Origin of the sequence: Streptomyces sp. NPDC088746 (assembly GCF_044751065.1) — a bacterium.
Lineage (GTDB): Bacteria > Actinomycetota > Actinomycetes > Streptomycetales > Streptomycetaceae > Streptomyces.
On sequence record NZ_JBIVLA010000007.1, the window covers coordinates 15,139 to 37,369 of the forward strand.

Below are 22,231 nucleotides of genomic sequence, written 5' to 3' on the forward strand. Positions count from 1 at the left end.
GGTTGCGGCGGCGCTCACGATCTGCGGGAGTTCGTGTGGTCATCGGCTGTCCCCCTCCGCGAACGGGAAGAGGGCACCGAGCCTGCCGTGCAGAGCAACCGCTTCATCGGCCGTCAGGACCAGCGGAATGGTCGCGGGCTCCGCGGCCCCCTCGTGCAGGTCGAGGGGGACCGCGAAACGACCGGCCTCCGTGTGCGCGACCTCGGCCTCACGAGCAAGGCGGAGGTGGCGATTGGCGGGCGGTAAGGGCGCCGCGCCAGCTTCCGTCTGAGCGTGACTTGTCGTCATGACCCGTAAACGTAGGGCCACTTCCGAGCCCCACCCCTGAGAAAAAATCAGGGCTGAGTAACGCTCAGGGTTGGCATATGCCTACGCGGCGAGCCCGATGTGCTTCGCTACCGCACGCAGGTCGTCGCGCCACATCGGCTTCTCGCGCTTCAGCAGGTCGGCCACCGCCTCCCTGACCAGGGGAGAGAACACGATCTCCTCCGGAGACTGCTTCAGAAGCTTGCCGAGGATGTGCACCGTCGCGTAGTCGTCTCGCTGGATGCGGTTGAGGTTCATTACCTCGATCAGGTACCGGGTCCGACGTTCGAGCGGGACCTCTTCATTGACGAGGACGTGATCGGCGGCGCGGAGTGCTTCGCTGGTGTCGCCCTCCTCTGCCTTCAGGTGTACCTCGTGCATGGCGAAGTTGGTCGGACCGAAGCAGGTGTGCCAGTGGTTGAGGTCCGCGCCGACCCGGTCCACGGCCTGCTGCGCGCCGTTGTACAGGTCCCACGCCCTCGGGCCCTTTGTGGCGCGTACCGCGGCGACGGCACCTTGCAGGTGTAGTGCGCCGTACGCGGACCAGTGTTCCGCGTTGGAGTCGTCGTGCGGCCGGCACTGGGCGATGGTCTGCCGGGCAAGTTCGTAGCTGTCTTCCACGTCGCCAGCGGAAGTGAGAACGCAGGCCAGGTTCCAGGCCGCAGCTGCGAGGAGGGCCGGGTCGCCGGCGTTGTCCGCGAGGGAGAGGCCGCGGTCGGCCGCGATGCGGGCGAGGGTCGGTTCACCGACGCGGCGAAGCCAGATCTGGTGCAGGCCGTAGAGACTGATGAGCTGCCGGAGGACGGTGCCCTCCTGCTCAGGCGAGGCGTCGCGCAGAGCGGCATGTCCCTGCCGCAGCAAGGTGGGCAGCCGCTCGCCGACGTCGCGGTACCGGTCGTCAGCCTGCGTCTCGTAGACCTTCCAGGCGTCCGTAACCGAGGACTCGAAGTCGTCGGAGGTGACCGACCCGATCCGCTGCGGGAGGAGGGAGGCGGGCAGCGACAGGGCCTGTCGGATGAGCGGAACGTGCTCGTGCTCCGTGCCCGCCGTAACGATTCCGGACACGTAGCCGCCCGTCAGGTCCTCCAGACTGCATCGCAGCTGCTTACTCAGCGCGATCAGAATCGGAAGCCGGTCCAAGGGCATCCGGTCATTCTCGATCTTGTAGACCCAGTTCTCTGACCTGCCGATTAGGTCTCCCAGCATCCTTTGGGACAAGCCCCGGCGCTCACGCCACCACTTGATCCGTTGGCCGATGCTGAACAACTCTCCGTCATACACCATGGGTTGACCGTTCGCCGTAGTGGACAGGGCACTCGTGTCAAGCGTAGGCCCACGTGCTTCGGGGAGAGGCGATACTGGGGGTCTCTCCCTCTGGGGAGGGCACTCAACGGTCCCCCTGTCGCCCTGCGGCCGGGGGACCGCGTACACGTAGGAAAGATCGGCAAGGAGGCCGCTTTGCCAGCCCCATACCGTGGTCTGATTCTCGACTTCGGTGGTGTGCTCACCACTCGGATGCGACTGAACGGGCAGGCGTTCGAGAGGACGGAGGGATTGACTCCAGGCGCGTATTTCGCGGCGCTGAACGAGCATCCCGACGGCGTCGCGATCTACGCAGCGCTGGAGGTCGGTGAGGCCACCCAGGAGGACTGGAACCGCGTCATCGGCGGCATCCTTGGTATCGACTCCACCGACCTGATGCGGCGCGCTCTGGCCAACCTTCACCCGGAGCCTCAGATCGTCGCAGCCGCGAAGCGCGCTCGCGCGGCAGGGATCAAGGTGGCCATGCTCAGCAACTCGTTCGGGATCGAGCCCTACAACCCGTACGAGGACAAGGGCATGTGGACGGACTTCTTCGATGCCGTGATCTTGTCGGAGCTGGAGGGCGTACGGAAGCCGTCGCCGCTCATCTATCAGCGCGCGCTTGACGCCCTAGACCTGACCGGTCCTGAGTGCGTCTTCGTTGATGACCATGCGGAGAACCTGCCGCCCGCCGAGACCCTGGGCATCCGCACCGTGCACCACACGACCGATCCCACCGGCACAGCTGCCATTCTCGACTCGCTTCTCCTCGACCCCGCTCCCGCCTGAACGAACAGAGCGGAACAGTTCGCTGCGGACGTTACGCCGGCCAACGAACGGCAGCAGCGTTCGAGGACGCCCCTACTGGGGCTCCTCGAACGCTGAAGGACAGGTATGGGCTCTTGCGGGAGCGCGTTCTAGATTGCTGGGGACTCGGGCCCGTCGGGTTCACTCGGCCCTTCCCAAGCGGATGTGCCCCCGTACGTAGGCCGCCTGGTCTCCGCTCTTGCAGGCTGATCATTTTCTTTTGCGCCCGCGTCGGGGGTGACCTCACCAGGTTCCCGAGCGGCGACCTTTGTGAACACCTGCTCCGCGCGACCCAGGGTCAACCGCATCGTGCCGTAAGGCCCCACGGCGTAGCCGGTTCGGTGCCCGTGCAGGTGCAGTTCCTCTACTGCCTGAAGGCCGGCGTCGACCTCCGGCACGTCGTCCGGTGGGACGAGGGCGTGCAGTTCCTCCGCCCACTCCCAACCGAGATCACGAAGCACTGTCCGTGCTTCCTCCTGCTCCCATCCGCTACGCGCCACCAGCCCGCGACGAGGGTCCGTCGAGAAGACCATGTTCGGGTCCGTCATCATCCGGCCGCCATCTCCTCGACTCGTCCCGCAGATTCCGTCTCCTCGGCCTTGGCCGTGGGCCAGGCCGCGAGCTGGAAACGCGCCGGGCGTTCGTCGTGCTTGCCGACGCGGCACTCGTCGCCTGCCTTGCCCAACGTCTTGTTCATTCGGGTGAGGAAGCGGTCGTACTGCTCCTGCCAGATCACTGACGAGCCCGCCTCCATATACGCGTCTCCCCTGGCGAAGGCCAGGGTAGCGATCTCGTATGCCAGGCCCTCGTGCTTCGCCCAGCAGGGCGGGATCACGTCCTGTGGCTGCCAGGCGTACGTCTGGTTCAGCCAGCGGCACACAGAATCGAGCCACGCCGGCATCGGCTCGATCAACTCGGCGGACAGGGCGCCGAGGTCCCACGGGGCGGGACCGTCGGCGGCCACAGACTCCTCCGTGCTCCGCTCCGCGATGTACTCCAGGATCAGTGCGGGCGGCTCGGGGAAGGGCTCAAAGCGGGTCAGGGCCTCGGTCATGCGGCAGCCGCTCCTTCACGTCCGGCCCACGCCGCCGCGTGGGCCGTGGCCTGGTTCTTCCTCTCGGCGGTCCGCCGGGTCCGCTCGGCTTCGTTGGCGGCTCGAAGGTCACGGACGTGTCCCTCGATCTCGGACCAGGAATCCCAGGTCCACATGCCGTCGAGTCGGGTGACGATCGGCGGGAGGTTGTCCGCGAGGACCAGAGCGTGCCCGGCGGGCAGACCCCTGATCTCGTCTCCTCGAAGGACGGGTTCGAGCGCCATGTGCGTGGCCGTCGAGTGGCCACCGCGGTCCCCACCGGACGTGGTCTTCGTCGTGCGCTCTCGCTCGACCTGACCGCACAGGTCGGACATGTCCTTCAGGAAGTCGGGGTCCTTGTCCCCGGGCAGGACGATGACGTTGTTGGTGAAGGCCGCCAGCTCCTTGGCGGTGTCTTCGCCGAAGCGGGCACGAGCCGACGCCCACGCCTGGAGGCCGTAGATGACCGTGATGCCACGACCCCGGCCGTCTGCGACGCGTTGGCGGAGGGAGGGGATAGGCGCGATGTTCGGCGCCTCGTCCAAGGCCGCGAGGAGAGCGGGGTCGAGCCGCCCGGCCGGGGACGCGAGAGCGTGCGCCTCCGCGAGATCCAGAAGGTCTTCGGCTATCGCGGTGGTCAGCGGAGCGACGCTGTTCACCTCGCTGTCCTTGCCGAGGAGGTAGAGGGTGCCCCCGGCGTCGAGGAACGCGCCGAAGTCCGTGGGGTCCTCTCCGTCTCCCTGGAGGGCGTTGATCACCGACTGGTGCATGAAGGGTTCGAGGGCCGCGTCCAGGGTCGAGGCGGTGTTGCCGACGGTGCGGCTGTCGCCGGAGGTGGCCGTGCGGAGCATGTCCGCCCAGCCGGGGCCGGCGCCGGGGTGGGCGTTGAGGATGCCGAGGGGCGCCGGGTCGGTCAGCTTGCGAGCCCACCGCAGCACCCAGTCGAGGGAGGCTCCGTCGAGGGCGGCGGCGTGGAAGAAGGCGGCGAGGATCTTGGCCGCCTGCCCCTTGTAGAAGGCGCTGCCCTCACTGGATTGTGCCGCGCTGTTGGGGGTGCGCGAGCCCGCGACGAACGCCTTCCCGCGCATCATCGCCACCTCCGTGTCGGCTGCGCCGTTGATCGGGGTCCACCGGAAGCGCGGGAGGCTCGGTGCGATGTTCTGCGGGTCGAAGACCGCGACGGGCCGGCCGTCCCGCTGCCGCGCGTCGAGGGTGAGTTCGACCAGATCGGGCTTGGTCGAGGTGGCCAGGACCGGCCCGGCCCAGTTGCGGACGAGCGGGGCGAAGAACCTCATCGTCTTTCCGCTGCCCATCGGACCGATGACCCGGCATGCCTTGTCGGCGCGGGACCAGAGGTCGACGCCCTTAGGGCGCTGCGAGGTACCCAATGAGTAGCCGAAATCGTGAGGATCGAGGGGGTGGGGCATGACGTACTCCGGAGCGAGGTGGGCGACAAGGAGGGAGGGTCAGCGAGCGGCGGCGCGGTCCTTCGCGAAGCTCACCCCAGCTGCGCGGCGGGGGTGGCTGTCGTCGCTGGTGAGGGAGGGCCGGATCTCGGTGGCCTTCAAGACTGCTTTGGCCGACATCTGGCGCTTGAGCTGTCCCTTGCTCGCGAATCCGGCGTTGCGCCGTCCGCGGTTCAGCAGGAACCAGAGCGTCACCAAGGCCACCGCGCACACGGCCGTCACGGCGTACAGGGCCAGGGAGATTCCGCCGGGCAGGATGTCCACTACTCGGCCCTCCGGGCGACGCGGGCCGCCAGGTAGCGCATCCGCCGGCCGCACAGCCGCGACATCGACGCGTCGGGCCCGGCACAGCGCGGGGGCGCGGTGTGGAAAGCGCTGTGCAGGTCCTCGGCGGCTCGCCAGATGTGGGCGACGGCCGTACGTACGCGGCCCCCGGCGGCGGAGTAGTCGCCGTGGTCCAGCACGAGGGCCAGTTCTTTCATGCGTCGAGCGAGGTCGAGTGCTTCGGCGTGCAGCTGGTCGATGTCCTGTCGCACCGCGCGTTCGTCAGCGGGAAGCGTGGTGTGGTCGGTGGTGACGGTCATGGCGAGGGCTCGTTCCGAATCTGCGTGGACGGGGTCGGCGGCGGAGAGGTGGTGGTATCCGCTCATTCGGTGTCCGGGGAGGTGCTGGCCAGGTCGGTCATCGAGCCGGAGGAGAAGCACAAGTGCTGCTCGGCCTCCACCAACAAATGCTGGACGCCCGGGTAGATCACCTCGCCGACCTTCCACAGGGCGATCCCGCGGCGCAGACGCATGATGTGCTCGGCCGTCCAGGACGGCAGACCCAGCCGGGCCACCGTCGCTTCCGCCTCCGCCTTCTTCTGGCTGTAGATCACGATGGTGTCGGCCATCTTCAGCGCTGCTTGGGTCTCCGAGCTGTCGTCGATGTCCGACAAGTGATGAACGATGAAGATGCAGGACAGGCCGTACCCACGCGCGAACTTGAGGAACTTCTCAAGTAGCGAGGCGAGTTGGGGCGTCCCGAGGATGTGCCACGCTTCCTCACAGACGAGGATGCGCTTGCGCTGCGTGTAGCGGCGGCAGCCGGAGCCGGGGTTCGGCCCCAGCTCCCAGGCTCCGGAGTTCGCGTCGACCACGACTCGGTCGTGTTGCCCCGGCTCCGACCCGCATTCGCACAGCGGACGCAGCCACACCTCTTCGAGGAAGACCGAGATCACGGCGACGAGGATGGTCATGGCGACGCCACCGGACGGGACCTTGGTCAGGTCGAAAACGATCATGTCGGCGTCGAGGTCCACGCCCAGGCTGGTCGGGCCGTCGAGCATGCCCGTCAGGTCGCCGGTGGCGTCCTGCTCGCTGCCGCAGAGCCGATCCAGGACGTAGGACGCCTCCAGGCCGTCACCGAGAAGTTCGTCCCGCGTACGCTTCTTGGCCGCCGCATCGGACTCCTCCGGTGACCGCAGCGCGGCGGCGACGTCGGCCAGGACCGGGGTGCGGCCGAGTTCACCCGCCCGCTGGTGGGCCCTGCGGATCGCGATCCGCAGGGCAGAGCCGGCGAACTCGTCCAGGGCCTTACCGAGACCGAGTTCAACGATCGTGCGCACCAGCTCGACTTGCCGCTTGCCCGCGATGGCGGGGTCCATCGGGTTGATGCACGACGCCGCACGGCCACCGCCGGGGGCGAACTTCACCGGGGCCTTGCCGGTCAGCGAGCGGCCGAGCGCGGCCCACTCGCCTTCTTCGCGCTCCTTCTGCTCCTTGGTGTCGAGGACGACGACCTGACGCCCGAGGCGGATCTGCCGGGCCGCGTACGTCTTGGTCAGGGCCGACTTTCCCCGGCCCGTGTCCCCCATGACGATCATGTTGCCGCCGGGCAGGCCGTCACCGAACGCCGAGAACGGGCAGTAGATGAACGCCTTGCCCGAGTACAGCTCTCGGCCGATGATCGCGCCTGCCGTGCCGAGGGTCGGCGGTGCGATGGGCAGGTACAGGGCCTGGCTGGTGGTCGTCTCGGTGTAGAGGGGACGGCGCACCGTCTCGTGCATCGGCGACAGCGGGGCGAGGTCGAGCAGGTCTGTCACTTGATGCCTCCGGCGAGGGGCAGGGTCGTGGCGAAGGCGCGGGCGTGTTCGAGGTCGAGCCATTCGATCCGCAGGTGCGCGTTGCGGGCACGGGAGGCGGTGGTGCGCTTGGTGCGCTCCAGCTCTTCGGCGCTGCGCGAGGAGATGGTGATGTAGCCGACGACGGCGGAGCCGGCCGCGCCGGAGGAAGCCAGGGTCATGCCGCGCGATCCGGTAGCGCTGGCGGCGATCTGGTCGCGCGGGTCGATGTTCTTGCCGCGCTTACGGTCGCGGTCGATCTCGGCCTGGTTGTTCGTGTCCTCCGCGAGCATTCGCTCCACGGCCTTGTCGTTGGGTTCGAGCTGCTGCGTGATCGAGATGGTGCGGATGACGTCGGGCATCCCGATCAGCAGCGGCGAGAGGAAGTCGGGGCCGACAGGGGTCGTGGGCCATCCGACGACGGCGGCCGTGGCGTGGTACCAGCTGTCCGGGGAACCTGCCGCGCGTGTGGCGACGTGGGCGCCGTCGCGGACGTCGACGTTGCGGGGGAAGGCGTGCGCCTGTCGGAGATCGGTGTCCCAGATGGCGTGATCCGGGTCGTACGAGTTGCGGATGAACGCGGTCATCCGCCCTTCGTCCAGGGGCGCGATCACAGAGAGGTCGGCGTCCTCCGCGCGGGACCACAGCTCATCCAGGTACGCGGCCATGGCGGCGGCGACTCCTTCGTCACCCGTACCGCGGGCGGCACCCTCGGCCGCCAGGTCGCGGGTGAACCGGGCGTGGATGGTGATGTAGTAGCGGTGCTCCTCAGCAGAAGTCGACACGGCGTTGGCCAGTACGTCGTACGAGTCCTTCAGCCACTGCGGGGCGTCCGTCGTCGCGGCCGACTCGTCGCGCTGCGCGATGTAACGCTGGTGGGCGTAGGGGTCCGACTTCATCTGTCGGGCCAGGACCTGGATGCGCTTCACCGGGTGTTCTTCGACGTTCCCGAAGGCGTCGAGGAGTTCGCCCCAACGCTCCAGGGCGACGATCTGCTCACCGACTTCCTTGCCGCCGAGGCCGGGCGAAGCGATCTCCAGGGTGGCTGTGACGCACCCGGCCTCCGGCTGGAGGACCACGACGGCCTGCTGACCGCGGACCGTGACCGGCACCCACGTCATGCCCGTGACGCCTTCCGGCTCCACAAGAGCGGCGTCCGGCGGTGTGCCGTTGCGGCGCACGCCGGCCTCGACGGCCGGGGACACCCATACGCCGCCGGTACGGCGGAGCGCCTTGCGGTGGTAGCGGTTGATCCGCCACCAGCGGTAGAGGGTGCGCCGCTGGGACGTGCCCTTGGGCCGGTACGGGGCGTACACGATGACGAGGGCGAGCAGGATCGGCAGGACCAGGCACGTTGCGGCGATGGCCGTCACGCCGTTGAAGAGGTAGCCGAAGAGGATGCCGGTGACGGCACCGCCGCCGAGGACGACCTGTTCGCCGAGGTCTCGGCGGCCGACCAGCCCTGTGGGGCGGTGCTTTCCGAACTGATACGTACGAGTCGACATGGAGGGTCACTGATCCTTGCTGGGGTTCGGTCGTCCGGGTGCCTGGCCGCCCGAGGGCCGCGACGGCGGCGGGGGCGTGACGGAGGGCCCGGAGCCCGAGGTGGTTCCTGATGCGGAGGAGGGGGAGGCGGGCGGTGTCGGGCCCGAGGTTCCCGTGCCGGTTGACGGCGGGGAGGGCGGCTGTGCTGTGCTCGGTGTCCCATTGGCTCCCGGTGGGCGCCCCGCCGAGGCGTGCCCACCGGCCGAGGACCAGTCCGGAGAAGAGCCGACGACCGGGTCGGAGGTCGCTCCCTGGGGACTAGCGGCGGCCGGTGCACCGGACGTACCGGCGGTGTCCTCGCCGCCCTGCTGGCTCTCGGGCTGTTCGGCCTTGCCGCCGCCTGCGGCGTCGGTGCCCTGCGCGCCTGGGGAAGTGGTGGCCTTGTTCTTCGCCACGTCGACGCCGGCCTTGGCAATGGCGGCACCGACCGCGACCGGTCCGGCCACAGCAGTTCCGCCGCCCATCTTCGCGCCAGCGGTCTTGGCGCCAGCGGACTTGGAGCCGCCGACCAAGGAGTCCTGGACACGAGCACCCATCGCCCTGTTGGCGTGCTGGGCGGGGCCGTCGACCGCGGCGGCCGGGCCGGAGGACTGTGCACTCTTCCGGTCGTGGTGGAGACTGGCCATCTCGTCGCCGAAGGCAGGCACCCACTTGTAGAGCGTGGCGGACGCGAAGACGGCAAGCAGGAGGATCAACGCGCCGACCAGGGTCTTGGAGACCGCGTCGGACATGCTCCCCGAGGTGTCGCTGAGGATCGCGCCGCCGAGGCCCAGCAGGGCGAACAAGATCGGCTTACTCAGGCCGATGGCGAAGATGGCGCCGAACCACTTCTTCGACTTCCCCCACAGGTCGCGGTCGACCAGCCCGGCGTTGACGATCGGCCCGAGCGCCACGGCCACGTAGATGGCCGCGCTGCGGATCAGGAGCTCGATCCACATCAGCAGGGCGCCGCACATCATGATGAGGTTGACGACCAGCAGCTGTCCCACGCCCTCGGTGGGGTTGGCTGCCATGACCTTGAGGATGTTCTCCAGGAACGGTTTGAAGTTGCTCGTCGCGTACGGCTCGAAGATGGCCGTGACTTCGTCAATGGCCTTCATCAGCAGCGCGATTGCTCCCGGCGTCATGGCGTTGACCACGAACTGGAGGAGAAGGAAGCCGATCGCCTCGGACACGGCGGTAGTCAGGGCGACTCCGCGGACCGCCCGTTTGGCCACGGCGATCAACCAGAGAGCCACGGTGAGCAGGCTGGAGGCCGCGAAGATGATCGCGTACTGCTTCAGGAAGCCGGTGCTCGTCAGGTCGATCTTCGTGGTGTTCTGGATCAGCTCCAGCATCTTGCGCAAGAACCAGATGTTGGCCTCGGTCAGCTTCTGGAGCAGGAACCCCAACGGGTCCTTGACGAAGTCGATGGCCGCCTTCGCCTCGCAGACCATCGGGATGTAGCAAAAGGGGTTGGCTACCGCCGAGGGCACGAAAACGAACCCGATGATCACGTTGACCATCGCCACCGCCTGGAGACGGCGGCGCCAGCGGCCTGGGGTTCCCCGCTCGATGGTCAGCAGGCCGGGGGCGTCATCACGCAGTCGCAGGCGCATTGCTGGCACCTCCCACGTCCGCGAAGCTGTCGGCCGGGTCGGCTTCCTGCATGGCCGGCGGCGACGGAACGAGCGGTTCGGACGGCGTGACGGCCGTCGTCTTCCAGGTGCCGTCCTCCCAGACCAGATCCACGGTCATCCGCAGGAAGGCGACCTGCGGGCGCTGCGTCTCGTCCTTCCCGGCGACGCCCCCCACCGACGCCGTCCACAGCTCCACGCTCGCGGCCTGGTCGGAGTAGGAGATCGAGCGGGTGGCGAGCGCCGCCGTCCGCGTGATCAGCTCGCTGCCGTCGGCGGTCGTCCCGTCCGCGCCGACACCGCGGTTCTCCATGACCAGACGAGCCGTCGAGTCGGTGTCCGAGGTGACCGAGTGCAGCACGCTCGACGCGGCCGTGGCCGACAGCATCCGGTGCCGCCAGTCCTCATCGGTGAAGAACCGAGGGTCGCCGTAGAGCATGGTGGCGCTGACGGCAGCGGCACGCGCGCCGCGCTCGTTGTGTCCGTACGGTGCCGGGAATCCACTGCGGTCTTCGGCGCCGCTCAGCACGGGGTCTTCTGCAGCGGCCGGAACGTAGGCCGAGAAGTCGCCCGGTACGTTGGATGCCTGCCGCACGTCGATCGGAGCGACCAGTCCCGTCGAGGCCGAACTGTCCTTCAGCTTCCAGTCGTCGGACTCCCAGGTGAGGGTGACCGTCACCGACTGGAAACCCGTCTTCGGTGTCGCGTGCCCGGCCGTGCTGCCGCGGACCGTCGTCGTCCACAACCGCACCATCGCCCCGTGGGCGTCGAAGCCCAGGACATGCGCCGAGAGGACACCGGTACGCGCGACGGTCTTCTTGACGGAAACCTTGGAGGCGTCGCCCCGCAGGGAGCCGACCGCGTCCTCGGCAGCGTGGTCGGCCTTCTTCACCGCCGCATCAGCCGAGCCCTTGGCCGCCATAACTGCCACCGCACGGTGCCGCGCGTCCTTGTCCGTGAGGAACTGCGAGCTCCCGCTGACCGTCGTGTAGTTGGCCGCTGCCGCCTTGGCGCCGGATCGAGTGTGCGGGTAGCCGACGGGGACGCCGTGTAGCTCCCGCACGCCTTCCCCGCTCGCCTGCGGAGCCGAGTGGGCGGGTGCCGACGCGGAGGGTGCCGTGGCCGGAGGGGTGCCCGTCGTCATGCTGACGACCACCCCGGCCGCGGTGACCACGGCCGCACCGCCGGCCGCGATGCCCCAGAGCTTGGCCGACGAGCGGCGCGCTCCGCTGGCTTTCGAGGAGGAAACGTTCCTCCGGGATCGGATAGGCATGGGTCACACACCCATGCCGTACGTGATGGCGAAGATGGTGCCGAAGCTGGCCACGAGGAAGACGCAGGTCAGGCCGCCGACCATCATGCCCTTGCCGCGCGAGCTGTCCATCGTGGAGTGGCCCTCACCGAACCACCCCTTCGACTTGCCGACACCGGCGAGGAAGGCACCGGCGCCGACGACGAGGACGACGGCGGCGATGACACCCAGGATGACCTTCGCCGTGCCGCCGAGCTTCCCGAAGGGGCCCCAGTCCGGCTTCACGCCGGACACAACATCGGCTCCGGCGGCGAGGGTCATGTGCAGGGAGGGATCGGCAGCGGCAGAAAGGAGGTTGTGCATGGTTCAGCCCCTTGGTGCTGTGAGGAGTGGTTTGGGATGTTTTGGCGTGATTAACCGACGTGCCGCATCGCGATGATCTGCGGTTTCCAGTAGCTGAGCGGCTTGATCCGCACCTGAGCCCCGGTGTGCGGTGCGTCGATGACCTGGCCGCCGCCGATGTACATGCCGACGTGCTCAGGGCCGGCGCTGCCCGGGACGCTGAACAGCAGGTCGCCCGGGACGAGTTGGGAGACGGCCTTGACGGCAGTCCCTGCGTGGACCTGGTCGTACGTGGTGCGCGGCAGGTTCACTCCCGCCGCTGACCAGGCCATCTTGGTGAGCGAGGAGCAGTCGCAGCCGCCCAGACCCTCGTACGGCATGACGCAACTGCCGCCCCACCGGTACCACGTGCCCAGGGCCGTCTTCGCGGCCGAGATCGCGCGGGCGGCGCCCTTGCCGGCCGGTGCGTCCGGGCTGACGGCGTCGGCCCATTTCGAGGCCAGAGCTCGAATGCTGCGCACGTAGTTGCGGGTCTCGGGGTACGGGGGGATGCCGCCGTACTTGATCACCGCGCCGCCGCCCGCGTTGTACGCGGCCAGCATGTTGTCCGTCGAGTCGCCCGGCACCTTCTTGACCTCGTCGGCCAAGGTGCAGTCATACGCGGCTTGCGCGGCGATGGCGTCGGCGGGGTTGCGGACGTCCTTGACCCCGTCGCCGTCGCCGTCCTTGCCGTGCTGGGCCCAGGTCCCCGGCATGAACTGAGCGATGCCGAGGGCGCCGACGGGCGACGTCGCACCGGAGTTGAAGTTGCTCTCCGTGTACAGCTGAGCCGCCAGGAGGGAAGCTGTGACCTGCGGGCACTCGCCTGCGTGCTTGTTGATCAGTTCACGGACCCAGCCCGGTACAGGCGCGTCCGTCGTGATGCCGCCCCCAGGTCCGGCTTCCTGCGCGGAGGCGCTGTCGGCCCCTCCAAACGTGGTCAGCATGGCGACGCCGGTGACTAGCCCGGCCGTGACGAGTCCCAGGCCAGCTTGTGTGCCCTTGTTCATCGCGGCTCCGTCACGCCCAGGGCAAGGCGGTGACGCGCCAGCCCTCGGCGGTGTGCTCCAGGCGGAGTGCGAGCTGTTCGTTACTGCTGCGCGCGTGGCCGGACTTCGGGGTGGTCGTGAGGGTGTAGCTCACGCGGACGAGGGCGGAGGAGGCCGTTGCCGCAGGCGCACCGTCGGGGATGACGGCGGACGTGATCTTGGCTGTCTGGTGTGCCTTCTCGGCCCGCAGGGCGGCCCATGCGGCGTCCTGGCTCGGTCGCTTCTGGGCGAGGACGCCTGCCAGTTCGCCCGAGGCGAGCCGGGCGGCCCGAGCGCCGGCGTCTGCGTACGAGTGGTCGGCGCCGTCGCGGGCGTCGCGTTCCGCGTAGGCCGTGGTGAAGGCCCGAGCCGTCCGCTCAACGTCTGTCGGGAGGCGGGTTGTTGCCGGGGAGACGGTGCTGCCGCTGTGCGACGGGTCGGTATCGGGGATGCCCGCCGAGACCGAATGCGGCTGCGTGGACGCGGTCGAGGCGGCGGACGTGCCGCTGTCCGAGCTGGCGCAGCCGGCCGACAGGAGAACCAGGGAACCAGCTACTCCTATTGCGGCTGATATAGGTATGAAACGGGTGGATCGAGGCATGCGGGAACCACAACCTTGGTGCAGGAGATTTCGGAAGTGCGAGCGGCGCGGCCCCGCGGGGGCTGGAAGCCGCGCCGCTCCTTCGCAGGAAGAGGCGGGATTCCTCCTGCGGGCTTTACCGGCGAATGCCGGAGAAATTGAGAATCAGGCCGGAGCGCGTAGCTCTATCTGCCTGTCTCATCTGTCGAAGAGTTCGATCGTGTTTCGCGTCTGTGAGACGGTTGAGCTGCCGGGGGCGTTACTCATATCAAGGCCATCAATCCCTTGCGTGATTCGAAGGAGATCCCAAACGGATCTCTACGGCCGGAAAAGCCTTGTGGCGTTGGCCGTGCCTGAATCCTTGCAGGGGTTCGCGGACAACTCGAATCAACAAAAAAGCCGGAACTTAATTCCAGGAATTAAGTTCCGGCTTTCGGCGGAGCGGCTTACGGTCCTATGCGGAGCTGTGGTGCAGGTGCTCGACCGCCACGCCGAGCCACGGGGCGGCTGAGCCGCTCAGGAGCAGGGGCGCGCACGTGCTGTACGAGAGCACGACGGCGGGCGGTTCATTGGCGACTCCGGTCAGGAGGACGTGGTCGAACGGCATCCACTCACGAGCCCCCACCGGGAGGAGCCGTACGCCAGCCGACGTCAGCACCACTCGGGCAGCGGTGTGATCGCGCCACTGCGGACGGGCGGCGTCCTCCGCTTCCTGCCGCCGACGGGAGTCGAGACGACCGTTGCTCACCCACCGCCGGCCGAAGGTCGGGTGGTCCTCGAAATAGCCACTCGCTGGGGTCGGGTAGTCGACCCCTGTCCCGTAGAAGCGGGCGGCGGAGCACGCCACGTCTGCGAAGGCGACCTCACCGACCGCAAGGGCAAGACCGTCCGCCTGGACCGGCACAAGACTGCCCCCGCCCTGGAGGTGAACCGCGAGGGCGGACGCTGTCTGTACGGCATCGGCACGGGCGGCGTCCTCAGCCCGGTCGCGTCGGCGAGACCACATCGTCGTTCCTTCCTGATCAAGCTGACCGGCCGGGGCCTGTGCGGCGGGAGCCACACAGGCCCCGAGCCCGTCATGAGATGACATCACCAGAGGGCGCTGGAGGCAGAGGCGGGTGTCCTTGCCCCCTCGTCGTCCTCTTCCTTCAGCCGGGCCAGCAGCACACCAAGCCGGTCGTTGCTGATCGCCTGATGCTTGCGGACGGCGTCCCCTACAACCTCGCGACTGGTCCGTCCGGCTCGCTCGGTAGCCGATCGCGCAATCGGCAGCAGCTCTGCCAACCAGTCGTCATCCGCCTCCCGGTCCTGTGGGCATTCCGCGTCGTCCGGGACGGACGGCGTTTCTCCGTCTGCCGAGGTGCGGACCGCCGTGGGCGCGGAGGATTCCGTGTCCTCCGGAAGTGCTGTGCTCGGAGCGTGGTCCGTAGGTCCACCCTCCGGTCCGTCCGCGCTCTTGCCCTCCGCCTCTTCTTCGTCCGCTTCGGCGGACGGATGGTCTGCGGTGTCCTCCGTACGTTCTTCTTCTGCGGGCGAGGGCTCGGCTTTCCGCAGGTCAACGGCTACTGCGGCGGCGTCCTGCGGCGCGGACGGACCGTTTGTCAACGACAGTGGAGGCATCGGCGCCGGTGCTTCCAGCGGACGAGGACGCTGCTGGACAGCGACGCGTTCGAGCGTCGGAGACGTCTCGCGGACCGGTCCGGGACCGGAATCAGCCCCGTCCGGGACCGCCCGCTCAGCCGTCCGCGCCATCAAAATGTAGAGGTGGACTGATCCCGCCAGCGCGAGGGGCGCGAGCATCGACAGCACACCCACGACGCTGTCCGTGAGGTGCAGCGCGGACCGTCCGGCCTGCGGAGAATTGTTCAGCGTGATGGCGTGCAGAGCGTTCGCGCCGAGGCTCGCCCCGGTCGCCGCGAGGAACAAGAACCAGGCGTAGAGCCGCGCGGCGAACCGCTGGTGCCTGAGAAGCACGATCGCCCGCACGCCGTAGGCAATGAACCCGTCGATGAACACCGGGAACAGGTAGGACAAGGTCTCCCTGGCGTGGATCGCGAGGGCGATCTGACGCAGTGCGTCATACGAGAAGGCGAAGCCGGCCGCGCCGAGCAGGATGATCGCACTGCGGTCCCAGGCCGTCATCCCGCGCAGGCTGTAGCTCCCCTGCGGTTCGGTTCCCGCCGCCGTGTCTATGTGCGCGTGTGACATCAGAGGTTGCCTCCGTCGCGCGGGCTGATGTCCTGCCAGGCCGGGGTCTGCGAGAGGAGCTGACCGAGCCGTTCCAAAGACGTGACCTCGTGCACGTGCTGACTCGGGCAGCTCACACACGACACCCGCAGCGAGATTCGTTCCGTGCCGCCCTGATCGGTGTAGTACAGCTCCAGGTGCTGGCCCCCGGTCGTGTCGAGCGACGCGAAGGCTTGCAGGTGTTCCTCGAAGCTGAGAAGCCCGAGGACCTCCCAGTCGAGCGTGACTGCGGCGTCCCCCAGGAGGGTGCGTGCGTACTTGGACGCTGCGGTGATCGACCTCGGACCCCAGGTGCGGAACGCGGCCTCCCGAGCGGTCTTGCGCCGCTCCTCTGCGGTGGTGAGGCGCTTGGCCGCAGCAAACATGATCGGGTGACTCATCAGGGGCCTTCCAGAAGATCGGTAGTGCAGGGTGCGGTGCCGCCGCCGGGCTCATTAGCGAGGCGGAGGAGAACATCCGCGTGACACGGAGCGTCAAGGGGGCATGTGCACATGAGGTCGAGCCCGCGCAGGACTCGGGCGAAGCGAGCGGCGTAGTGACGCCCGACCGGGCCGCGGAGCGTGGCGGCGAAGAGGTCCACCGACTCCGCAGCGTCCATCGGGGAACCGAGTGGGGACCGCACCCCGGCTGTGAACGGGTTCGCGTACCGGCTACGAGGACCGACGTATGCACAGGCTGTGGACAACGCTGCGGCGTCGCGGGACGCTCCGCGGAGGCGGACGGGCGTCACGCCGCCCTCCCACCACGGCGCCGATCGGCGCCGATCATCGGCACGAGCGTCGTGACCATCTCGGCCAGACGGCTCGCCACGCGGGCCCCGACGAAGTCGCTCAGGTCCGGGCCGTTCTCATCACGGGCCGGAAGGTTGGACGTGATGATCGTCGGCAAGCAGTGGTTGTACCTGTAGTTGATCAGCCGGTACGTGACCTCTTCGGTCCATTCCGACGTCTTCGCTGTGCCGAGGTCATCGAGGAGCAGGTACTGAACCCGGCTGAGCCGTTGCAGCTCGTGTTCTGCTGCCCCCATGACCTGTGACGGGCGCAGGTTGCCGTACATGTCAGCTGAGTTCACGGCGATCAGCTCGAACCGGTCCGGTCCGCCGGCCGCGATCCTCCGCAAGGCCCCATACGCCTGGTGCGTCTTGCCCGTCCCCGTGAGGCCGGTGAGGAGCAGAGCGCCAGCCCCGGCGTTGTTCGTGAGTGCCCGGTCGGCCCAGCCGATGACCTCCGGCAGCGTGGCCTCCGCGTCACGGAACCGGGGAGGGGTGGCCCTCTGCCAGCGGCTCAGGGCGTAGTCGGCCCGAGCCCGGGAGTGCCACTCGCGATCTCCGGGGTTCTCTTCCGATGCTTCGTCGGCGGGGTCGGCATCCGGCACGGCCTGAAGTCCTTTCGCAGCGAGTATTCGTTCCATTGCGCGCATCGACCTGGCGCTGCCCGCGCGTTCTGGCTCTGCCATGATCAAAATCCGTTCTGGTAAGCGCTGGGGGCAGCGGTGTTCTGAAAGGGAACCCAGCCTCCGGACTGCCGACGCAACGGCACGACATTCCCCTGAGAGGCTGCTGCGGGGGGAGCGTGCGAGGGCAGATCCGCCCAGATGCGCAGCAGATAGCGGGCGGACTGTGGCGGGCGGTCGGCGTTCCATCGCCGCGCCACCATCTCGACCAGCCGTTCATTTCCCCAACGTGCTGCGAGAGCTGTTACCCGATCCCATTCCGATTCGGTCAGTCGCCAACCAACGAGCATTCCGGCGCCTGTTATGGCTGTTACCAGGTCTTTGGCTCCGTCAGGAACCGTCACAGAGCCTTGCTCGACAGCGTTGTTCTCTCGGCGTGACCTCGGCAAGCTAGCTTGCTCTTTGGTGGTGGTAATACTCCCGTAGGGAGTATTACCACCACGTACGCGCGAGGAAGAAACTTCCGAATCTGCGTGCCGAAACTTCCCACTTCCGACTTCGTCGGCGAGGTTCTGGGAAGGAACTTCCTGGTACTTCTCTCCCATTTCTGATCCGCCAGGGTGGAGAGTAGGAAGTTCCTTCACCGTGCTGGTGGTTTCCTCGGCGGTACCGCTACACAGCAATATGGAGTAGGAATTCGGGTTGGAGGCGCCCCCTCCGCGTTCGTGGCTCAGTTCTCCGAGCTTTGCCAGCTCTCCGAGACATTTCGTTATCGAACGAGGCGTAAGGCGGGTAACAGCGGATATCTCATCAAGGGTTAGCGTCGCCTTGCCGTCGTCGTCCGCCTCGCGGGCCAGCGCCAGCATGACGAGGCGCGAGCCCCTGCACGACTTCGAGTGTGACCAGACCAGTTCGGTCGCTATGGCACTCATCAGTGGTCACCGTCGCCTATGGCTATGCGACGGCTGAGGGAAAGACCGAAAGACTGGTCGTCCTCCGGGACGTAGCCGTTCTGATATGGCTCCGGGGTGAGATAGAGGGTTTCGGTGGGGAGATGGAAGTCGTGGGCGCGACGCCAGTCGGCAGCCTTTCCGAAACCGCGCCTGACCATGCGCGCAACCTCCTCTTCGGTCCTGCGGTCGATAAGCATGCGGTAAAAGTCCGATTCGAAGAGGTGGGTAACAGACCGGCGCACGGGGTAGACCCGCACGAGTACTGCCGTGGGTGCAATTTCTCGAATCTCGGCACCGATAGTCCTGCGCCGAAATCCGGAAGGGCTGTTCTGAAGCATGGGGGGGAACTCCCGTGAACGCAGGGTCCGCCGTGCGGAAGAATCGTTTCCTCGGGGCGGCGTCAGGCGGCGACGACGTGCAGCGAGGGCGTGCCCTGCCCGGCCTGCGACTTTCGGTAGCGACGGGCGAGTTTCAGCAGATACTCGTGCGTCACGCCAAGCCCGCGGGCGACGGCAGCAGCGTCCAGTGATGGATCAGTGGCGAAGCGCGCAATCACGGCGTCCCGGGCGGGCTTGGTCAAGGCTGCGGTGCAACCTCGAAGCGCACCTTCTACTGCTTTCTCGATGTCCCGGTCTTGCCATGCACGCCGCAGCTCTGCACGCTCGGAAGCCAGAAGGCCGCCCCGGATTCCGTACTCGTCGTCATCCTTCAGGGACTCCACCAGACACCGGGCAGCGACGGCCAACGGGCATGACGCGCACAGATTGCGAGGACGGTTGAGGGAGACTCCCAGCTTGGCTTTCACGGTGTCGGGTTCTTCCCTGGGGCCGTCTGCGAGAGGGACGAAGATATTGATGTCCTGGTTAGCGCATCGGGCGTATTCGGCCCAGTGCTTACCCGGAGCCTTCTTCGACTCTTCTATGAGGGGCAGCCAATTTCCCCGGTGCGCAGCCTCGATGAGGCTGGATATGTCAATGCTCATTTGTTTCCCGCGATGTTCGCAGCGCCGCGAATTATTGCAATCGGGCGCGAGAGGAGATCAGGAACGCTTACGAGAGCGCTTGGAAGGCTGAAGCGCCATCAGTACCGACTCGTCATCCCTCTGGGTCTTTTCACCAGGGCTGACGAAGTGCATATCGGAAATCGCGTGGAGGTCATCCTCCGTGAACTGCACGAACTTGCCGAACTTCCGGTGAGGGAGCGTGGATATACGCTCGCGGAGCCACTTTTCCGGAATGTTCAGCCGTTCAGCGGCTTCGCTGTACCCGATGTGCAGACGCTTATCGCGAGAGTCAGTAGCCTGGCTGCCCAACAGGGCGTCCAGGCCGCCGGCCTGAGCCAGGAGGCCGACCACGGCCGCGAGTCCCTGCAAGTCCACGGCCGGGCCCGCGTTCGCCGGTGCCACGGTCGCCATCACGCTTCCAGCCCGCGCAGTTCAGCGGTCCGCAGGTCGAAGGCGTGCCCGCCGGAGGCCGCCCATCCGGCTTGGGGGAATGAGCGGATGATCCACCGGGCGATGGTGACCGCCTTCGCCCGAGGGACACGAAGGGTCCGTCCGCTGGCGTTCACGGCGGTCAGCCCGAGGTGGGGCCACAAGGTCCGAGGCCCCTGAAGGCGCACCTGTACGACGGCGACTTCCGGCAGCATGGACGACAGTTGCGCCGCCAGACGTTCGGCCGGGCCCGAAGGGATCTCCACCTTCGGGTTGCAGTCCGTAGTGGGGGACATGCGACACTCCTTCATGTGGTACGCCGCTCCGTCGTGCCGTGCGAAAGGACACGGAGTGGCCGTGCGAGTGATCAGCGCCCTTGTCGGGGGCCACGGATCACGAGCTGTCTGGCGTCCGAGAGGTGCGAACTCTCGGGCGCCGATGGCGTTTTGAGGGGAGGGACCGCGCCCGAGTGCTGCGCGGAATCCCCTCTTCACCGAGTCGGTTCACGATGGGAACCGCAGGTGGGCGAAGGCCGAGAGGGGTGCGAACCCCCTCGTTTTTCGCTAAGATGAAGCTATCTTGGTTCGCATCAAAAGTCAACAGTCCGAGGTTTCCTCGGTTCACCCAAAAAACGAGGTCCGATGCCAGCTCGCCGTTTCGACAGAGAACGTGTGCGCGCGGTACGTCGAGCCGCCGATGTCTCGCAGGCCGACGTCGCGTCCGCCCTCGGTGCTGCGGACTCGACCGTGGCGGGGTGGGAGTCGGGAGCGACGACGCCCGATCAAGAGAAGCTGCCTGCTCTGGCCAAAGTGCTGAACCGGGATCTGGACGACCTGTTCCCGCGCGACGGCTTGCCCGATCTGGTTGACCTGCGATGCGACGCCGGCCTCTACCGATACGAGACGCGGACGGTCATCGGTACCAAGAGCGACGGGCCAGTGGCTGGTGCCGAAGGGGGTGTCCGCCGCCTCAAGGACCGGTACGTCCCTCTTCTGGCGGCGGCATACGGGGTGACCGAGGACGAGCTGAAGCGCGCCCAGGACCGGTCTTTCGGAGAGGCTGACGAGGAGACCGCCGAGGCCGAGAAGGTGCCGGAGACGCTGGCTGAGAAGATCACTCTCTTGCTGGAGCGCTCCTACCCGGGCCGAACCGCTCCGGATGATCAGGAGATCGCGGACTCGGTGAACGCCTACGCGGGCTCCCAGGTCACCTCAGCCGAGGACATCGAGGCCCTGCGGACGGGCGGAGACGACGCACCGCTGCCCGTGGTCCTCGAAGGTCTGGCCAAGTTCTTCGACGTCTCGAAGCTGTACTTCGAGCCGAACGAGTCCGTCGCCCGGCAGGTCTACGAAGGGCTCCGCCTCATGTCGGCGGCCAAGCAGGGCAAGGTGGGCCGAGTCCGGGCCCGCGGAATGAGTACCGAGGGCCTGCCGGCCGATGTCCTCTCGATCCTGAACGACCTCGCCAGCGAGCTGGACAAGAAGGCCGGTCCAGGCACCAACAGCTAGCGCCCTGTCCCCCGGACCCGCGAGAGTCAGGAAACAGGGCACCAGTGTGAGGTTTCTACTGCCCCGTGCCGCTCGGCTCGTGGCGCAGACCGGAAGCGAACACGGCCTGGACGCCGCCCAGTGCGGAGAGATCCGCGAGTGGGTCACCGTCCACCAGGAGGAGATCCGCGCGGTAGCCGGGAGCGACCTTCCCCGTGATCTCGCCCAGGCCCAGTGCGGCGGCAGCCTGTGAGGTCGCCATGTCGATGATCGAGGCGTTCGACAAACCCAGGTGCGAGTAGAACGACAGGGCCTGAACAAGTCCGTCGAAGCCAGCGCGCTGCACGCCTGCGTCCGTCCCTGCGATCAGGCGGACTCCGGCGTCGGCCATCTGCCGCACCAGATCGAACATCGCACGGGCGCGTTCCTCGCCGAAGAACTTCGGGAGCATCTGCCAGTGCGGGCTTACCGCCGGGCAGACGGTGATGCCCTTCGTGATGATCTGCTGGACCACATCCGGCCGGAAGTCCAGGCCAGTGCTCGACATCCAGGTGCAGTGCTCGATGGTGTCGACGCCCGCGTCGACGGCTGCGGCGATACCGTCGGCACCGTGGGCATGGGCCGCCACGGGCACGCCCGCCTCGTGGGCTTCCTCCACCAGAGCGGCCAGCTCCTCCGCCGTGAACTGCGACTGGTGGCTCTTGGGACCGTCCTTCGTCAGACCGCCGCCAGTCACCATCGCCTTGATGACGCCGGCCCCGCACGCGAGGTTGCGCCGTACGAGCTCGCGGATCTCCGTCTCGCCGGAAACCTCGCCGCCCAGGAAGTGACAGTGCCCGCCCACGGTGGTCGCCGGGGTGCCCGCGGAGACGATCCGCGGCCCCGGTGTACGCCGGTCCTTGATCTCGGCGTCCAGACGAAGGGCCAGTCCGCCCCGGTCACCGAGATCACGCACAGTGGTGACGCCGCTCCGCAGGAGCTGTTCGCCGCGACGTCGCATGTCCTCGAACAGGGCTTCATCCGTCGAGCCCTGGAGTGTGGCCACCGGGTCAGGGCCCCCGTCGAAGGCCAGGTGAACGTGAGCGTCGATGAGTCCCGGCAAGATGGTTCCGCCGAACTCGAACCGGGGCACATCGGCCCCGGCCCGCTCCTCGATCTCCGTGCGGGGCCCGACGGCCGCGATCGACGCGCCCTTGATGAGAACGGCGCCGTCTTCAAGGTAGGTCCCCGAGTCGACGAGCACTCGTCCACCGGTAATCAGCAT

Annotated in this window: 26 protein-coding genes; 2 read left to right on the forward strand and 24 right to left on the reverse strand. The window is 67.6% G+C overall.

Annotated elements, in window-relative coordinates:
• Positions 1-39: 39 nt before the first annotated feature.
• Positions 40-288, reverse strand: a complete 249-nt coding sequence (locus tag ACIP63_RS27600) for a hypothetical protein (protein ID WP_401520770.1) — start codon at positions 286-288, stop codon at positions 40-42.
• Between the two features lie 81 nt (positions 289-369).
• A complete protein-coding gene (locus ACIP63_RS27605) occupies positions 370-1,572 on the reverse strand; it encodes a helix-turn-helix domain-containing protein (protein WP_401520773.1) in 1,203 nt (400 codons plus the stop codon).
• 192 nt (positions 1,573-1,764) lie between these two features.
• Here ACIP63_RS27605 and ACIP63_RS27610 point away from each other — a divergent pair, with 192 nt between their 5' ends.
• On the forward strand, positions 1,765-2,397 hold the full coding sequence (locus ACIP63_RS27610) for an HAD-IA family hydrolase (RefSeq protein WP_055643649.1): 633 nt from the start codon (positions 1,765-1,767) through the stop codon (positions 2,395-2,397).
• A gap of 565 nt (positions 2,398-2,962) precedes the next feature.
• Here the strand turns inward: ACIP63_RS27610 and ACIP63_RS27615 are convergent.
• The 21 genes from ACIP63_RS27615 to ACIP63_RS27715 all read right to left on the reverse strand — a co-directional run bounded on the left by ACIP63_RS27615 (position 2,963) and on the right by ACIP63_RS27715 (position 19,776).
• Positions 2,963-3,469 (reverse strand): hypothetical protein, encoded by a 507-nt coding sequence (locus ACIP63_RS27615; RefSeq protein WP_401520776.1) that lies wholly within the window; start codon positions 3,467-3,469, stop codon positions 2,963-2,965.
• The gene (locus ACIP63_RS27620; RefSeq protein ID WP_381179837.1) at positions 3,466-4,914 is read right to left on the reverse strand and encodes a type IV secretory system conjugative DNA transfer family protein; all 1,449 of its coding nucleotides are present in this window, start codon (positions 4,912-4,914) and stop codon (positions 3,466-3,468) included. Before ACIP63_RS27620 ends, ACIP63_RS27615 begins: the two co-directional genes overlap by 4 nt.
• A gap of 39 nt (positions 4,915-4,953) precedes the next feature.
• Complete coding sequence (locus ACIP63_RS27625; protein WP_381179840.1) at positions 4,954-5,217, reverse strand: hypothetical protein; 264 nt, start codon at positions 5,215-5,217, stop codon at positions 4,954-4,956.
• The gene (locus tag ACIP63_RS27630) at positions 5,217-5,603 is read right to left on the reverse strand and encodes a DUF6238 family protein (RefSeq protein ID WP_381179843.1); all 387 of its coding nucleotides are present in this window, start codon (positions 5,601-5,603) and stop codon (positions 5,217-5,219) included. The genes ACIP63_RS27625 and ACIP63_RS27630 overlap by 1 nt, the downstream gene beginning before the upstream one ends.
• Positions 5,600-7,036, reverse strand: a complete 1,437-nt coding sequence (locus tag ACIP63_RS27635; RefSeq protein WP_366799528.1) for an ATP/GTP-binding protein — start codon at positions 7,034-7,036, stop codon at positions 5,600-5,602. The genes ACIP63_RS27630 and ACIP63_RS27635 overlap by 4 nt, the downstream gene beginning before the upstream one ends.
• Complete coding sequence (locus tag ACIP63_RS27640) at positions 7,033-8,559, reverse strand: SCO6880 family protein (protein WP_401520780.1); 1,527 nt, start codon at positions 8,557-8,559, stop codon at positions 7,033-7,035. Before ACIP63_RS27640 ends, ACIP63_RS27635 begins: the two co-directional genes overlap by 4 nt.
• 6 nt (positions 8,560-8,565) lie before the next feature.
• Positions 8,566-10,197: a hypothetical protein gene (locus ACIP63_RS27645; protein WP_401520782.1), complete on the reverse strand. Its 1,632-nt coding sequence runs from the start codon at positions 10,195-10,197 to the stop codon at positions 8,566-8,568.
• Positions 10,178-11,488 carry a hypothetical protein gene (locus tag ACIP63_RS27650; protein WP_401520784.1) on the reverse strand — a complete coding sequence of 437 codons (1,311 nt, stop codon included), beginning with the start codon at positions 11,486-11,488 and terminating at the stop codon, positions 10,178-10,180. Before ACIP63_RS27650 ends, ACIP63_RS27645 begins: the two co-directional genes overlap by 20 nt.
• Positions 11,489-11,491: 3 nt before the next feature.
• On the reverse strand, positions 11,492-11,830 hold the full coding sequence (locus tag ACIP63_RS27655; RefSeq protein WP_401520786.1) for a hypothetical protein: 339 nt from the start codon (positions 11,828-11,830) through the stop codon (positions 11,492-11,494).
• Between the two features lie 50 nt (positions 11,831-11,880).
• Entirely contained in the window at positions 11,881-12,858 is a 978-nt protein-coding gene (locus ACIP63_RS27660) for an NlpC/P60 family protein (protein ID WP_401520788.1), read from the reverse strand.
• A gap of 10 nt (positions 12,859-12,868) precedes the next feature.
• Positions 12,869-13,477 carry a hypothetical protein gene (locus ACIP63_RS27665; protein ID WP_401520791.1) on the reverse strand — a complete coding sequence of 203 codons (609 nt, stop codon included), beginning with the start codon at positions 13,475-13,477 and terminating at the stop codon, positions 12,869-12,871.
• Between the two features lie 433 nt (positions 13,478-13,910).
• The gene (locus ACIP63_RS27670) at positions 13,911-14,462 is read right to left on the reverse strand and encodes a hypothetical protein (protein WP_401520792.1); all 552 of its coding nucleotides are present in this window, start codon (positions 14,460-14,462) and stop codon (positions 13,911-13,913) included.
• A gap of 83 nt (positions 14,463-14,545) precedes the next feature.
• On the reverse strand, positions 14,546-15,598 hold the full coding sequence (locus ACIP63_RS27675) for a DUF2637 domain-containing protein (protein ID WP_401520794.1): 1,053 nt from the start codon (positions 15,596-15,598) through the stop codon (positions 14,546-14,548).
• A 65-nt stretch (positions 15,599-15,663) separates the two neighbouring features.
• Positions 15,664-16,083: a DUF6195 family protein gene (locus ACIP63_RS27680; RefSeq protein WP_401520797.1), complete on the reverse strand. Its 420-nt coding sequence runs from the start codon at positions 16,081-16,083 to the stop codon at positions 15,664-15,666.
• A complete protein-coding gene (locus tag ACIP63_RS27685; RefSeq protein ID WP_401520800.1) occupies positions 16,083-16,433 on the reverse strand; it encodes a DUF4326 domain-containing protein in 351 nt (116 codons plus the stop codon). The genes ACIP63_RS27680 and ACIP63_RS27685 overlap by 1 nt, the downstream gene beginning before the upstream one ends.
• Positions 16,430-17,077, reverse strand: a complete 648-nt coding sequence (locus tag ACIP63_RS27690; protein WP_401520803.1) for an ATP-binding protein — start codon at positions 17,075-17,077, stop codon at positions 16,430-16,432. Before ACIP63_RS27690 ends, ACIP63_RS27685 begins: the two co-directional genes overlap by 4 nt.
• 83 nt (positions 17,078-17,160) lie before the next feature.
• Complete coding sequence (locus ACIP63_RS27695; RefSeq protein WP_401520806.1) at positions 17,161-18,027, reverse strand: hypothetical protein; 867 nt, start codon at positions 18,025-18,027, stop codon at positions 17,161-17,163.
• Positions 18,027-18,386, reverse strand: a complete 360-nt coding sequence (locus ACIP63_RS27700) for a hypothetical protein (protein ID WP_401520809.1) — start codon at positions 18,384-18,386, stop codon at positions 18,027-18,029. The genes ACIP63_RS27695 and ACIP63_RS27700 overlap by 1 nt, the downstream gene beginning before the upstream one ends.
• Positions 18,387-18,448: 62 nt before the next feature.
• Positions 18,449-19,030 (reverse strand): WhiB family transcriptional regulator, encoded by a 582-nt coding sequence (locus tag ACIP63_RS27705; RefSeq protein WP_401520812.1) that lies wholly within the window; start codon positions 19,028-19,030, stop codon positions 18,449-18,451.
• Between the two features lie 57 nt (positions 19,031-19,087).
• Positions 19,088-19,462: a hypothetical protein gene (locus ACIP63_RS27710; protein WP_401520815.1), complete on the reverse strand. Its 375-nt coding sequence runs from the start codon at positions 19,460-19,462 to the stop codon at positions 19,088-19,090.
• Complete coding sequence (locus tag ACIP63_RS27715; RefSeq protein ID WP_248585367.1) at positions 19,462-19,776, reverse strand: transcriptional regulator; 315 nt, start codon at positions 19,774-19,776, stop codon at positions 19,462-19,464. The genes ACIP63_RS27710 and ACIP63_RS27715 overlap by 1 nt, the downstream gene beginning before the upstream one ends.
• A 375-nt stretch (positions 19,777-20,151) precedes the next feature.
• Between ACIP63_RS27715 and ACIP63_RS27720 the strand changes: the two genes are divergently transcribed.
• The gene (locus ACIP63_RS27720) at positions 20,152-20,988 is read left to right on the forward strand and encodes a helix-turn-helix transcriptional regulator (RefSeq protein ID WP_401520818.1); all 837 of its coding nucleotides are present in this window, start codon (positions 20,152-20,154) and stop codon (positions 20,986-20,988) included.
• Between the two features lie 55 nt (positions 20,989-21,043).
• Here ACIP63_RS27720 and ACIP63_RS27725 read toward each other — a convergent pair whose 3' ends face one another.
• Positions 21,044-22,231, reverse strand: coding sequence for an amidohydrolase family protein (locus tag ACIP63_RS27725; RefSeq protein WP_401520821.1), 1,188 nt, complete (start codon positions 22,229-22,231; stop codon positions 21,044-21,046).